Origin of the sequence: Aeromonas sp. FDAARGOS 1402 (assembly GCF_019046925.1) — a bacterium.
Classification (GTDB): domain Bacteria; phylum Pseudomonadota; class Gammaproteobacteria; order Enterobacterales; family Aeromonadaceae; genus Aeromonas; species Aeromonas caviae.
Genome location: NZ_CP077201.1, coordinates 4172467 through 4186535 on the forward strand (window position 1 = coordinate 4172467; position 14069 = coordinate 4186535).

Genomic DNA, 14069 nt, shown 5'->3' on the forward strand with positions numbered 1-14069 from the left:
TGAAAAAGGGGAAGGCATAAAGCACCCTCTCCCTTTGGGAGAGGGTTGGGGTGAGGGGAAATCCCCCTCATCCGCCCTTCGGGCACCTTCTCCCAGAGGGAGCAGGATCTATGACTCTTTTCAGGACACTCTCTATGGCCCACATACCACAAGTAAAAATCCCGGCCACCTACCTTCGTGGCGGCACCAGCAAGGGGGTCTTCTTTCGCTTATCTGACCTGCCCGAGCGCTGCCAGCAGCCGGGCCCGGCACGGGATGCCTTCTTCCTGCGGGTCATCGGCAGCCCCGACCCCTACGGCGCCCACATGGACGGCATGGGGGGGGCCACCTCCTCCACAGCCAAGTGCGTGATCCTCTCCAAAAGCCAGCAACCCGATCACGATGTGGACTACCTCTACGGCCAGGTCGCCATCGACAAGGCATTCGTGGACTGGAGCGGCAACTGCGGCAACCTCTCCACCGGCGCCGGGGCCTTCGCCATCCACGCCGGCCTGGTGGACCCGTCCCGCATCCCGGAGAGCGGCACCTGCGAGGTGCGCATCTGGCAGGCCAATATCGGCAAGACCATCCTCGCCCACGTGCCGGTGACGAACGGCCAGGTGCAGGAGACAGGCGATTTCGAGCTGGACGGGGTGACCTTCCCCGCCGCCGAGATCGTACTGGAGTTTCTCGACCCATCCGACGAGGGTGAAGACGGCAGCGCCCTCTTCCCCACCGGCAATCTGGTGGACGATCTGGAGGTACCCGCGTCTGTTGTAAAGAGCGGCGTACTGAAAGCCACCCTGATCAGCGCCGGTATCCCCACGGTGTTCGTCAACGCCGAGGACATCGGTTATGAGGGCACCGAGCTGCGCGAGGCGATCAACACAGATCCGAAAGCGCTCGCCCGTTTCGAGGCGATCCGGGTTGCCGGTGCCCTGCGCATGGGGCTCATCAAGTGCCCCGAAGAGGCGGCCACTCGCCAGCACACCCCGAAAATTGCCTTCGTCGCACCCGCCAAGGATTACCGAACCGCCAGCGGCAAGGAGATTATTGCCGGCGAGATCGATCTGCTGGTGCGGGCCCTCTCCATGGGCAAGCTGCACCACGCCATGATGGGCACCTGCGCCGTGGCCATCGGCACGGCGGCGGCCATTCCCGGCACCCTCGTCAATCTGGCCGCCGGGGGCGGCGAGCGCGAAGCGGTGCGCTTTGGTCACCCCTCCGGCACTCTGAGAGTCGGAGCCCAGGCAGAGCAGGTAGCGGGACAGTGGACGGTCACCAAGGCGGTGATGTCCCGCTCCGCCCGCATCCTGATGGAAGGCTGGGTGCGGGTCCCTGGAGATGCCTTCTAGCCCGCTGCGGCATCACACCGACCAGGCCAGCCAGACGAAAAGAGCCCCAAGGCGACTGCCTCAGGGCTCTTTTTTGGATGTTTCATGCAGTGAGAATCACATCATCATTGCGGTCTTGCCACACACTCCACCTTTCTTGGCACATTGTGCTTCGCGTCCCCGCCGATGAGCCGCTTGACCTGCCCTGGTGGGCAGCGACCGTCATCCACATAGGCGGTCTCCCCAAGGGGCAGCCTGCCTGGGGGCGGATCCTGACTCAGATAGGTGACGGGAATGGGCGCAGGCGCAAACCCACTGCACCCCGACATCAGGAGTGCACTGCACCACAGGGCCAGCATGCCTCCCCTCTTTCCTGCAACCGCCATCGCTCACTCCCTGCCTCTGTCGGGGCACCGACCCGGCGCCCCTCGTTTCGGCAGTCTACCCAGGGATGGCGCCGAACCGACACCCGTCTCCGGCGCCGTTGTGACGATTCCAGACACAGGCAAAAATATCGGCTTTCACGGCTTCGACCCGTAGTAGTGGGCCAGCAGGGCATCGGCCTCGTCCACGGGGATCGCCATCTGCGGCCAGCGCGCGGCCTTCTCCCTGATGTCCCGCAGGCTCCCCAGCTCCGGGCGCAGTGCGCTGCCGAGGTGGCGGTTCAAGGCATCAAAGCGGGCGATCACCCCCTGTCGGCTGAAGTGCCCGGGCGCCAGATCCATCCGGTAGCCCTGAAACAGCCACTGGAGTCCCTGATAGACGGCGGGGTGGTAGACGCTGTGGTGATCCTCCTCCTCGAAGTAGCGGCTGGTGACGTGCAGGTTTGCGCCGGGTGCCCCCACTACCTGCCGCGCAAACTGCTGCAGGCGATCCCGGTGAAACGCCGAACGCCCGAATCCCGGGGTGAAGGGGTTGTTGGCCACCGCCATGAACAGCGAGGAGGCGTGCTTGAGCGGCCCGGTCAATTCCGACGCGATGCGCTCGTAATTGCGGGGGTAATCGAACCAGAGGCTGGCGTCGATGGCGATCACTCCCTGGAACTGGCCGCTATCTTGCGCCTGTGCATCGAGCGCCAGCAGGCCGCCGAGGGAGTGGCCCACCAGCAGGGCCGGCGCCCGGGTCCGAAACCTCTCCTCGATGAGGGGGCGCAGCTCCTCACTCAGATAGCGCAGGAACCGGGGCCCGCCCCCCGTCACGGCATAGCCGGGCCCCGCCGGTGCCCCATTGGGCAAGGTCATGGTGTGGCTCGGGGTGTAATCCCGCATCCGGTCGGTGTTGTGGACCGCGACGATGATGAGGGGGGGAATCGCCGGATTGAGCCCGGCCCGCAGGGCCCGGGTGATGCCGACAACCTCCAGCAGGCTCTTCTCCCCGTCGAGCAGATAGAGCACGGGGAACCGAGCCCCGGGCTCGCGTTCATATTCCTGGGGCAGGGAGACGCTGTATTGCCGCGTCTCCCCCAGCAGGGCCGAATGGTGGGTGAAGCGCTGGGCGTAGTGGCGCATGTCTGCCTGGGCAGAAGAGAGTGTGATCATGGTGAGCAGCAGGGTGATGAGTCTTGTCATGAGATGAACCAGGATTGTGTCGCCAGCCTTGGGGATCCCCCGTAGGGCGGCGCACAGAGACGACAACAGGGCCCGCAGGCCCTGCTGTCGTCGGTCGTTACAGCTTGTAGGTGAAGCCTGCCATCAGGTTCGCCGGCTCGCCGTACATGTTGAAGGTGCTGGTGGAGCCGACCCGGTAGAAGTACTCCCGGTCGAGCAGGTTGTAGAGGTTCAGGGTCGCCTGCATTCTGTCGTTGATCTCGTAACGCACCGCCGCATCGAACAGGGCATAGCCCCCCTGATGGGTCTCGACCCCCTTCTGGTTGAAGCCGTAGTCGCTCACCGCCGTCATTCCTGCCCCGAGGTGCAGCCCCTGCACCCAGTCGGCCAGGTGGTAGTCGGTCCAGAGGGAGAGGGCGTGACGGGGGATGGTGTCGAATTTCGGGTTGTGATCCCCGGCCTTCTCCTCGATGTCGGTGAAGGTATAGCCGGCCATCACCATCCAGTTCTGGCTGAGATAGCCGCTCGCCTCCAGCTCCACCCCTTGCGTCTCCACCTTGCCGGTAGCCCAGTAGGTGTTGGTGATGGCAATGCCCTGATCGTCGTAGGCCTGGGCCGCGATGTTGTCGTCCTTCATCAGGAAGAGGGTCGTCCGGGTGTTGAGCAGGCCGTCACGCAGCGAGGACTTGATGCCGGTCTCCCACTGACTGCCCTCCCGGGGCTTGAGCAGGTTGCCGCTCTCGTCCTGGCTGGTCTGGGGCTTGAACACCTTGGAGTAGCTGGCATACCAGGCGTGTTCGTCGCTCAGGTCATAGACGGCCCCCGCGTAGGGGGTGAGCTTGCCGTTGAACGTACCGGACTCGCCGCTCTGGGCTCCGGAACTCAGGGTCGTGCTGACGGCATCCAGATCGTACCAGGAGACGCGGGCCCCGGTGATCACCGCGAGCGGCTCCAGCAGACGCCAGGTCACCTTGCCATACAGACCGAGCTCCGACTGCTCCTCATGGTCATTCTTGGTGTAGCTGTAGTCCGGCTTGGCGACCCGGGTCGGGTCGAAATCGAACACATTGATCTTGCCGAGGTTGCGGTTGGTGTAGGTCTGGATGTCCGACTCGTAGCGCTTGTAGTCGGAGCCCAGCACAAACTCGCTCTTGTGCCCCAACAGATCGAACATCTGACTGTAGTTGGCATCGAAGGCCATGTTCTTCTGCTGGTTCCCCTGGCCGTTGAACATCAGCCCGGTGTTGCCCGCCGCGTCCACGGGGCCGTTGGTGAAGGTCTGCTCCAGCCGCATGTCGTGATCCATGTAGCGGGCCGAGACCTGACCCACCCCGCCGTTGGCAAAGGCGTGTTGCAGCGAGGCCCCCACATCCGTGGTGTCGGCGTCGAAGAAGTCTTTAGCCGACCCCAGGTAGGTGCTGCGGCCGATGTCGAGCAGGGAGCCGTCCTTGTACGCCGGCAGGCCGTTGGTGGGCAGGATGTCCTTGGTCTGGTGCAGGGCGTAGACGGAGAGGCGGGTGCGATCCGAGAGATCGAACTCCAGGGTGCCGTAGTAGGTACCGTTGTCGTTGTTGTTGTAGTCCACCTGGTTCTTGATGTCGGCGTTGGCCACCACGACGCGGCCGCGCAGGGAACCCTCGTCGTTGAGTGCGCCCCCCATGTCCGCCTCCAGGTAATGCCTGTCCCAGCTGCCATAGCGCGCCGTGACCGAGCCCTTGAAGGCGTCGGTCGGACGCTTGAGCACCATGTTGATCACGCCCCCCAGCTCGCTGGTGCTGTTGAAGAGGCCGGAGGGGCCCCGCATGATCTCCACCCGATCCACCGCCGCCAGCGACGGCAGGGTGCCGTACTTGCTCTGCATGGGCGATGGCAGGCCGTTGAGGTTCACCTCGTCGTATTCATAGCCGCGGGAGAAGATGGAGGAGCGGCCGCTGTCGTTGACCAGGGTGCGCAGACCCGGCGTGAACTTGGCCAGATCGTCCACCGCCACGAAGTTGCGCTCCTCGATGTAGTCGTTGGTCAACACGGTGATCGACTGGGGGATGTCTTTGAGGGCCGCCGGCGTCTTGGTGCCGACGGTGGCCGAGTCGACCCCATAGCCTCCCGTCTCCTCCGACGGCGACATCCCGTAGAGTGGATTGCCATAGACGACCAGGGTTTCGTCCGGCTTGATGTCCGGTGTGTGTGCCCCTGCCGGGGCGGCAACGGTGACGGCCAGAGCGGCAGAGATGGCCAGAGCCAGCGGGCTTCGCGCTTTATCCTTCAAGACAACCATAGTAAGAGTGACCCCAAGATAGAGATGATAATCATTTTCATTTAATTTTCCGGGGGCTAATATATCACTCCATCTTCCGCCGCAGTTTTGCGGTGTGGTCATTTCACTCTTCGACATGGTCAAATTGCACATGACTGACACAGTGGCAAGGGATACCAGCGCACGCCAGCGAGGCCGCTTCACCGGCAGGGTGGAGAACCTGGTGATCCAGGAGGGTCTTCGCTTTCACAACAAGGACATCGTTCACAAGGCTGACTTCGCCACCGAGCGGGAGTTGCCGCCGCAGTTGATCATCGCCATTCCCCTCGAGAGCCGTGCCCTGATGACCTATGGCGCCACTCACAGGCTCAAGGGGTGCCGCTTCCATGAGTCCGACCCCATAGTGGCAACCGCCATCCTCTATACCGAGCCCGACATCGTGCAGGGGGCGGCCAAAGCCCAGGTGCGCAGCCGCAGCATCGTCCTCTCCCTGGACCACGGCTGGCTCGCCCACAATCTGGCACAGGCGCATCGCAAGGCTTTCGCACAGACCTTCAGCCACCATCTGAGCCGCGTCGACTGGACCCTGCCCGCTGCCCTTGGACAGATTGCGGAAGCGCTCAATCTCACCAGCAGCCAGAACGCCTCCGAGATGCTGATGCGCAAGGCCTTTGCCCTCAGTGTCTGGGAGAGCCTGATGACCAACCTCCAGCAGGCCGCCTCCCCCTGTTGCCAGCGCCAGAACGAGCAACCGACGCGCCTCAAGATGCTGCTCAGGGATGAAAAAGTGGACGAGATGACCCTGACCGAGATCGCGGCCACCCTCGGCATGAGCGTCTCCACCTTGCAGCGGGCCGCAAAAAAAGAGCTGGGCATGAGCCTGCAGCGCTACCTTCGCCAGCGAAAGCTGCAGGACGCGCGGGCCAGGCTGGAGGCGCGCAGCCTCTCTCTGCAAGGGGCCGCCGCCCACGCCGGCTATGACCATGTGGCCAATTTCATCACGGCGTTTAGAAAGCAGTTCGGCTTCTCGCCGACGCGGATCGCCAGACAGGGTAAAGAGCAGGAGCTGGCGCCCTCTGCAACGCCTTGAGCCTCCTTGTTCATGCGCAATACATCTTTGCTCTGGGATAGTAGGCACCACGCAGGTGGGGTGGCGCTTGAAATCAGCGCTCGTCATCCACACATTCAGTGCATACAATGCGTTAACGAAGCACACTTGGTCGCTTCACCCCGGAAATCAAGAGGACATCAAGATGGATACCCGTTCTATCTACACTGGCACCCAGGGTGCCGTGCGCGACACCAACAAGGTGCTGCGCAACACCTACATGCTGCTCTCCCTCACTCTTGGCTTCTCAGCCGTGGTAGCCGGGGTAGCAACCGTCATGAACATGCCGCCCCTGCACTGGGCCGTGTTCCTCATCGGTGTCTACGGTCTGATGTTCCTGACCGAGAAGAACCGTGACAACGGCATGGGGCTGGTGTTCACCTTCGCCCTGACCGGCCTGCTGGGCTATAGCCTCGGCCCCATCATCAACATGTACATGAACAACGGCGGCGGCGAGATCGTGATGACGGCGCTGGGCGGTACTGCGCTCACCTTCTTCGGCCTGTCTGCCTATGCCCTGACCACCAAGCGGGACCTCTCCTTCCTCGGCGGCATGCTGTTCGTCGGGTTCTGGGTACTGCTGGTTGCCATGGTCGCCAACATCTTCCTGCAGATGAGCGCCCTGAGCCTGGCCCTGTCCGCCATGTTCATGCTCTTCTCCTCCGGCGCCATCCTGCTGACCACCCAACAGATCGTGCGCGGCGGCGAGACCAACTACATCTCTGCCACCGTCACCCTGTATGTCTCCATCTACAACATCTTCCTGAGCCTGCTGAGCCTGCTTGGCGGCAACCGCAACTGATGGATGCTTGATATGCACAAGACCCCGCTTCGGCGGGGTTTTTATTGGCGCCCATTTCTGTCAGGATAAGTTGCAAATCAAGGATATGAAGCGAAGTGGCCCTGATCCAAATCAGGGCCGTTTCGTTATCGACAGGTTATGCTGTCGCTTTCGTTTCGCTCAAGGGTTGCCTTCATCCCATGCCCATGGACTTCTCAGGTTTATTGCGCCGTCTGCTGACCGACAGCCACATCGATTTCACCTCGTTCAAGGGTGGTGCCTAGCATGCCGATGGATTTTTCCGGCCTGCTGCGCCGGCTGCTGACAGACAGCCACATCTATTTCGCCCTCAAGGTCCTGCTCGCCATCGCGGGGCTGCTCGCCTTCGCGCTGGCAACCGGTGACATCCAGCTCACCGTGCTGCTCTCCCTCGGGGTGGTGGCCGGCGCCATCGCCGAGACCGACGACAGCCTCTGGGGCCGGGTCAAGAACCTCGCCATGACCCTGCTCTGCTTCCTGTTCGCCTCATTGTGCGTGCAGTATCTCTTCCCCACTCCCTGGCTCTTTGCCATCGGGCTCGCGGGCTCCACCTTCCTCTTCGTGATGGTGGGGGCCCTCGGCCAGCGCTACGCCACCATCAGCTTTGGTTCCCTGCTGATTGCCATCTACACCATGCTGGGGGCCGCCAAGGCGCCGGACCTCTTCTATCAGCCGCTTGCCCTGTGCGCCGGGGCCCTCTGGTACGGCCTGGTGTCCCTGGTCTGGCTCTGGCTGCTGCCCTACAAGACCCTGCACGAGCAACTGGCCCAGAGCTACTTCGCCCTCGCCCGCTACTTGCAGGAGAAATCCCGCTTCTTCCCGGCCGACGAACACGGCGCCCAGGCCATCCGCCACAATCTGGCCCAGCTCAACATCAACCTGGTCAATGCCCTGAACCAGGCCAAGACGGCGCTCAATGCCCGTCTTCATGCCCCCGGCCGCCACGGGGTGGCCCCCGAGCTCGCGGGCCTGCTGCGCCTTTACCTGCTTGCCCTGGAGATCCAGGAGCGGGCCACCTCCAGCCACTACCCCTACAGCAAGCTGGAAGCAGAGCTCAAGCAGGGCATCGTCCTCGACGGCTTCCAGGAGGTGCTGTCACAGCTTGCCGACGCCTGTCAGCAGCTTGGCTACGCCATCCTGGTGCACAAGCCCTACACCCACCACAAACGCATTCACTGGACCCTGGAGGCCCTCGGCGATCAGCTGGAGTTCACCCACCTCAAGCAGCACTACCCCAAGACCCTGCTGACACCGATGAAGTTCCTGCGTCGCAACCTGGCCAGCATCAACCAGTTGCTGCAAAGCGCCGAAGAGCTGCAAAACCCCGCCGCGCCGCCCACCAGCCTGCCTCCCCTGGCACGGCCGATCGCCCTGCCCCTGCTGGCATTGCTCAGGCAGAACCTGACCCCGAACTCCATGGTGTTTCGCCATGCCCTGCGGCTCTCCCTCGGGCTGGTAGTGGGCTATGGCATTCTGCAGGCGTTTCACCTGGACAAGGGGTACTGGATCCTGCTCACCGTATTGTTCGTCTGCCAGCCGAGCTACAGCGCCACCCGCCGTCGCCTGGTGCAGCGGATGCTCGGCACCTTTGCCGGTATCCTCATCGGCGTGCCCGTGCTCTGGTTCTTCCCCGAGCTGCACCTGCAACTGGGGATCATGGGGCTGGCCGCCTTCCTGTTTTTCACCCAGGTGCGCAGCAACTACAGCGCCGCCGTCTGCTTCATCACCCTCTACGTGCTGATGGCGTTCAACCTGCTGGATGGCATCGGCTTCGCCATCCTCGGACCCCGGCTGCTCGATACCCTACTCGGCTGCCTGCTTTCCTACGCCCTGGTGGCCTGGCTCTGGCCCGACTGGCAATACAAGCGGTTGCCGACCCTTATCGCCAACTCCCTGTCCGCCAATGCGAAGTACCTCTCGGCGGTGCTCGCCAGCCTGCATCGCCAACGGGATGAATCCCTGGACTACCGGGTGGCCCGCAAGTGTGCCCACCTCGCCGACAGCGAGCTGGCCATGGCCTGGCAGAGCATGCTGGTAGAGCCGAGCAAGCGCCGCCGCTTCCTGGATCTCTGCTTCACTCTCACCTGGCGCAACCATGCTCTGCTCTCCTATATCTCGGCGCTTGGGGCCCATCGCGACAAACTCGAGCCCATCGAGGGGCTGGAGGAGATAAGCCGCCACATCAGCCAGACCCTGGAGCAGGCCGCCGGTCACCTGGCGGGGGAGATGCCGACGCCGCTCGCGGGAGCCTGTCCAGCCATCGCTCCGGAGAGCAGCGAGGAGCAGCTGATGCTGAGCCAGCAGCTCACCCTCATCAGCCAGTTGGCAGACGAGCTGTTGGTGCTGGCCAACGACGGCCAGTTGCTGACAGGTCAGGGGCGAACCTAGCCGGACATAGCCGCCGGACCAGTCCCGCCCGAGGCAGGTGCCAAGCGCCGCCCCGGTTGCCGGACGGGACGCAAGGCGCTACCATGCCCGCCCCATTGAGATAGCCTTTTCGAGGAAGCGTCATGTCCGAGCCACACCATTTGCAGTTCAACGGCCAACTCATCGAGACCGATGCCCAAGGCTATCTGCGCCACAGCGAGCAATGGAGCGAGGCGCTGGCCCTGGTGCTGGCCGAAAAAGAGGGGATAGTGCTGGAGGATCCCCACTGGGAAGTGGTGCGTTTCGTGCGGGCCTTCTATCTGGAGTTCAACACCTCCCCCGCCATCCGCGCCCTGGTCAAGGCAATGGAAAAGCAGTACGGCCCGGAGAAGGGCAACAGCCGCTACCTCTACAAGTTGTTCCCGGAAGGCCCCGCCAAGCAGGCCACCAAGATCGCAGGCCTCCCCAAGCCGGTGAAGTGCATCTAGGCCTCCTCGGCAGCCCGATAGCCCGATAGCCACACTGCCTCCCCCGTGTTGGACACAAAAAAAGACCGCGCCCATGTTGCCATGAGGCGCGGTCTTTTCATTTCATCATGCTGTCAGGGGTTGTAGGCCACCACGGAGCCGCTCAGGCCCGTCATCTGGCTGATCCGGCTCTGCATGCCCTGCAACTTGGCCTTGGAGACATCCGGCCCGATGAAGACCCGGTTGATCTGCCCCTGCACCGGGGTTCTCGGCGACGTCTGGGCCGAGTAGCCCGCCGCCCTCAGCTTGCTCACCAGGGCATTGACGCTGTCTGCATTCTTGAAGGCGCCGAGCTGCAGGATCCAGCTCCCCTGAGCCGGGGCTGCCGGTGCCGTAGTCGGCTGGGCCATCTTGCTCGCGATGAGATCATCCATGGTCTTGATCTGGCCCGCCTGTGGCTTGGCCTCCACCGGTTTTAGCACCTCTACCGGCTTGGTTGGCACCGGCTTGGGTTTAGGCTGCTCCACCGGTTTCTTGGCGATCACTTCCGGCTTGGGCTCGGGTTTGGGCTGGGGCTGGGGCTTGGGTTGCGCCACGGCCTGTACCGGCTGCTGCTGGGTAATGGGAGCCTGACTGGCTCCCGCTGGATTGGCTCCCCCCTGATTGGCCAGGGTCACGGTATCGCCAATCTCCTCTACCTGCCACTGGGTCGCGGCAGAGGCCTGCTGCTGACTCGCCAGATGCTCGGCCGGCAGGGTGCTCGCCGCCGAGACCTGAAGCGCAGGTTTGGCGGGCTCGAGCTCCGGACGCAGGGGTATCTTGGCGAAGGCCTCGTCCTTCTGCTCCAGCTTGTTGCCGTCCATCAGGTCCGGCAGAAAGATGACCACCAGGGCGACCAGGATGACGGTCCCCACCAATCTGTTTTGAAACTTCGAAGCCAAGTTAATTTCCACCCATGTTACTTAGGATCCATTGCAATCTTGCACACTTCGCAAAGAACGCCTCCCCTCACGCCGGCTGGCGAAGCCGGGTCCCTCGCCACCCACTTGGCCTGAAAGGGGATTATCCAGTGCAAAACCCGGCCCGTCGTCACGATGACGGAGCCAGGGGAGCGAACGGCTCAGACCGAGCCCAGAGCCAGCACGTCGGCGACAGTGTAAAACGAGCCGAACACAATGACCATATCGTCAGGACTCGATGCGGCCAAGGCGGCGCCGTAGGCATCCCCCACGCAGGCAAAAGTGAGCGCCACGCCCCGGCCGCTGCCAAGGGCCGTCGCCAACTGGTCGGCCGTGGCCGCGCGCGGGCCGTGGAGGCTTGCCAGGAACCACTCGTCAATCACACCGTCAAGCTCGGCCAGCGACCCCGCCATGTCCTTGTCCTTGAGCATGCCAACCACGGCGCGGCGCCTGCCCTTGCCGGGGCGCTGACGCAGCTGGCTGGCGAGATAGGCGGCAGAGTGGGGATTGTGGGCCACGTCGACGATGACCAGCGGCGAGGTTTGCAACTGCTGCATCCGGCCAGCCAGGCGGGCATTGGCCAGGCCGTCGCGGATGGCGGACTCCGCCAATGGCAGACCGAGGGACTCCAGGGCCGCCAGCACGGTGACCGCATTCATCAGCGGCAGGGCCGGTTTGGGCAATCCCGACCAGTGGTGCAGGCCGTGATAATCCCAGTCACCTTCATGCTCGTCACCACGAAAATCGATGCCGACCTGACGCAGGCAGGCGCCGAGGCGCGCCGCTTCGCTTGCGATGGTCGACGGCGGATTGGGCTCCCCGCTGATGGCGGGTTTACCTTTGCGATAGACGCCAGCCTTCTCCACTGCCACCGCCTCCCGGGTATCCCCGAGCCAGTCGCAGTGATCCAGGGCAATGGAGGTGATCAGGGCGACGTCCGATTCCACCACATTGGTGGCGTCGAGCCGCCCCCCCAGCCCCACTTCCAGCAAGAGCACATCGGGCGCGGCGCGGCGAAACAGCCACAGACCCGCCAGGGTGGCGAACTCGAAGAAGGTGAGGGCGATGTCGCCCCGGGCGGCTTCCACCTCGGCAAAGGCCGCGCAGTGATCGCCATCGGCCAGCTCCTGGCCATTGACGCGCACCCGCTCGGTAAAGCGCAGCAGATGGGGGGAGGAGTAGACACCGACCCGGTAGCCGGCGGCCATCAGGATGCTGGCAGCCATGGCGCAGGAGGAGCCCTTGCCGTTGGTGCCCGCCACCGTGATCACCTTGAACGGCAGTTCGGTGAGGCCCATGCGGCGGGCAACCGTGCCGACCCGCTCCAGCCCCATGTCGATGTTGGCCGGGTGGATCTGCTCCAAATAAGAAAGCCAGTCGACCAGCGACCGGCTTTGGGATTGTTGCATGTGTGAACTCATCTTCAGTCTTCGATGACCTGAGTGTTCATCAGCTTGGCCAGCAGACCGGCCAGACGGTTGCGCATTTCGCGCCTGTCGATGATGAGATCGATGGCACCCTTCTCCAGCAGGAACTCGGAGCGCTGGAAGCCTTCCGGCAGTTTCTCGCGCACGGTCTGCTCGATGACGCGGGGGCCGGCAAAGCCGATCAGCGCCTTGGGTTCGCCTACGTTGATGTCACCCAGCATGGCCAGACTCGCGGAAACGCCACCCATGGTGGGGTCGGTCAGCACGGAGATGAAGGGCAGGCCCGCCTTGGTGAGGCGATCTAGGGCCGCACTGGTCTTCGCCATCTGCATCAGGGAGAACAGGGCTTCCTGCATCCGCGCACCACCGGAGGTGGAGAAGCAGACCAGGCCGCGGCCCTCCTTGATGCTCTCCTCGACGGCACGCACGAAGCGGGCACCGACCACGGAGGACATGGAGCCCCCGATGAAGGAGAACTCGAATGAACAGGCGACGACCGGTACCCCCTTGAGGGTCCCCTTCATCACCACCAGCGCATCCTTCTCGCCCGTCTCTTTCTGGGCGGCAGACAAACGATCCTTGTAGCGCTTGGAATCCTTGAATTTCAGGATGTCTTGCGGCTCCAGCTCGGCCGCGACTTCGCTGCGTCCCTCGGCGTCGAGGAAGCTCTCGAGACGGGCACGTGCGCTGATGCGCATATGATGGTCACACTTGGGGCACACTTCGAGATTGCGCTCCAGCTCTGCCCGGTAGAGCACCTGTTCGCAAGCAGTACACTTGGTCCACACCCCTTCCGGAATGTTGTGACGACGCGGTGTGGTGATCTTGCTCTTGGGAAGGATCTTCTCAAGCCAGCTCATGGAATTCCTTAATGCATTTGTGCCTGACAAAACACATCGAGCCTTGATTGTTCAATGACTTAACGGCTCGATGGCAATAAACGACGGATCATTAAACCACAAATTTTCGGGCCCAGTTACTAAAAACTGGTCGTACCCGGTGCCGAGTCCGGCAGCCACAGCGGGCCGAGGGGCGGCCGGGGCAACCCGAATTCGGCCGGGTAATCCACATCCACCAGATAGAGGCCGCCCGCCTTGGCGGTCGGGCCCGCCAGGTTGCGATCCTTCGCCGCCAGCACCTCGGCAATCCACTCCACCGGTTGAAGCCCCTGCCCCACCAGCAGCAGGGAGCCGGTGATGTTGCGCACCATGTGATGCAGGAAGGCGTTGGCCTTGATGTCGAGCACGATGTAGGGGCCGGAACGGCTGACACACAGGTGGGTCACATTGCGCCAGGGGGTGTTGGACTGACAGGCGACAGCCCGGAAGGTGCTGAAGTCGTGCTCCCCCAGCAGGCTCTGGCCGGCCTGGTGCATCAGCGTCGCATCGATGGCTTCGTGGTAGTGGCTGACGCCTTGGCCCAGGATCGCCGGGCGGTAGTTGTGGTTGTAGATGACGTAACGGTAGCGACGGGCGGTGGCGCTGAAGCGGGCATGGAAATGCTCGTCCACCTCCCTGACCCAGCGCACCGCGATGTCTGGGGGCAGGTTGGAGTTGAGCCCCAGGGTCCAGGCGCCTTCTGCGCGGTTCGACTCGGTATCGAAGTGGATCACCTGGCCAGTGGCATGCACCCCCGCATCGGTGCGACCGGCACACTGGATGGAGACGGGGTGGTTGGCGATGCGGCTGAGGGCTTTTTCCAGCTCCTCCTGGACGCTGATCACTTCGCGCTGGCGCTGCCAGCCGAAGTACCGGCTGCCGTCATATTCAATACCAAGGGCAATTCGCATGGGTAACGGTGTCTTCTG

Annotated in this window: 12 protein-coding genes; 5 read left to right on the plus strand and 7 right to left on the minus strand. The window is 63.4% G+C overall.

The genetic code is table 11. From position 1 onward, the window contains the following. Nucleotides 1-134: 134 nt before the first annotated feature. On the plus strand, nucleotides 135-1334 hold the full coding sequence (gene prpF / locus I6L32_RS19555) for a 2-methylaconitate cis-trans isomerase PrpF (RefSeq protein ID WP_139737028.1): 1200 nt from the start codon (nucleotides 135-137) through the stop codon (nucleotides 1332-1334). A 104-nt stretch (nucleotides 1335-1438) separates the two neighbouring features. On the opposite strand, the gene I6L32_RS19560 is transcribed toward prpF, so the two are convergent. The 3 genes from I6L32_RS19560 to I6L32_RS19570 form a co-directional block, all read right to left on the minus strand. After that, on the minus strand, nucleotides 1439-1699 hold the full coding sequence (locus tag I6L32_RS19560; protein ID WP_103242959.1) for a DUF6719 family protein: 261 nt from the start codon (nucleotides 1697-1699) through the stop codon (nucleotides 1439-1441). A gap of 135 nt (nucleotides 1700-1834) precedes the next feature. Continuing rightward, a complete protein-coding gene (locus I6L32_RS19565; RefSeq protein WP_139737027.1) occupies nucleotides 1835-2881 on the minus strand; it encodes an alpha/beta hydrolase in 1047 nt (348 codons plus the stop codon). Between the two features lie 97 nt (nucleotides 2882-2978). Then, on the minus strand, nucleotides 2979-5135 hold the full coding sequence (locus tag I6L32_RS19570) for a TonB-dependent siderophore receptor (protein ID WP_254203855.1): 2157 nt from the start codon (nucleotides 5133-5135) through the stop codon (nucleotides 2979-2981). 130 nt (nucleotides 5136-5265) lie between these two features. On the opposite strand from I6L32_RS19570, the gene I6L32_RS19575 reads away from it, so the two are divergent. From I6L32_RS19575 to I6L32_RS19590, 4 genes are all read left to right on the plus strand, one after another. Further along, nucleotides 5266-6204, plus strand: a complete 939-nt coding sequence (locus tag I6L32_RS19575; RefSeq protein ID WP_254203856.1) for an AraC family transcriptional regulator — start codon at nucleotides 5266-5268, stop codon at nucleotides 6202-6204. 163 nt (nucleotides 6205-6367) lie between these two features. After that, a complete protein-coding gene (locus I6L32_RS19580; RefSeq protein ID WP_010675134.1) occupies nucleotides 6368-7024 on the plus strand; it encodes a Bax inhibitor-1/YccA family protein in 657 nt (218 codons plus the stop codon). A gap of 264 nt (nucleotides 7025-7288) precedes the next feature. Continuing rightward, nucleotides 7289-9430, plus strand: coding sequence for a YccS family putative transporter (yccS, locus tag I6L32_RS19585; RefSeq protein WP_216944384.1), 2142 nt, complete (start codon nucleotides 7289-7291; stop codon nucleotides 9428-9430). A gap of 122 nt (nucleotides 9431-9552) precedes the next feature. After that, the gene (locus I6L32_RS19590) at nucleotides 9553-9897 is read left to right on the plus strand and encodes a TusE/DsrC/DsvC family sulfur relay protein (protein ID WP_039038798.1); all 345 of its coding nucleotides are present in this window, start codon (nucleotides 9553-9555) and stop codon (nucleotides 9895-9897) included. 113 nt (nucleotides 9898-10010) lie between these two features. Here I6L32_RS19590 and dedD read toward each other — a convergent pair whose 3' ends face one another. The 4 genes from dedD to truA all read right to left on the minus strand — a co-directional run bounded on the left by dedD (nucleotide 10011) and on the right by truA (nucleotide 14051). Next, on the minus strand, nucleotides 10011-10817 hold the full coding sequence (dedD, locus tag I6L32_RS19595) for a cell division protein DedD (protein ID WP_216944385.1): 807 nt from the start codon (nucleotides 10815-10817) through the stop codon (nucleotides 10011-10013). A gap of 179 nt (nucleotides 10818-10996) precedes the next feature. Then, entirely contained in the window at nucleotides 10997-12256 is a 1260-nt protein-coding gene (gene folC, locus I6L32_RS19600; protein WP_216944386.1) for a bifunctional tetrahydrofolate synthase/dihydrofolate synthase, read from the minus strand. A 2-nt stretch (nucleotides 12257-12258) separates the two neighbouring features. Next, entirely contained in the window at nucleotides 12259-13122 is an 864-nt protein-coding gene (gene accD, locus I6L32_RS19605) for an acetyl-CoA carboxylase, carboxyltransferase subunit beta (RefSeq protein WP_010675139.1), read from the minus strand. Nucleotides 13123-13241: 119 nt separating this feature from the next. Then, nucleotides 13242-14051 carry a tRNA pseudouridine(38-40) synthase TruA gene (gene truA, locus I6L32_RS19610; protein ID WP_041214976.1) on the minus strand — a complete coding sequence of 270 codons (810 nt, stop codon included), beginning with the start codon at nucleotides 14049-14051 and terminating at the stop codon, nucleotides 13242-13244. Nucleotides 14052-14069: the final 18 nt, after the last annotated feature.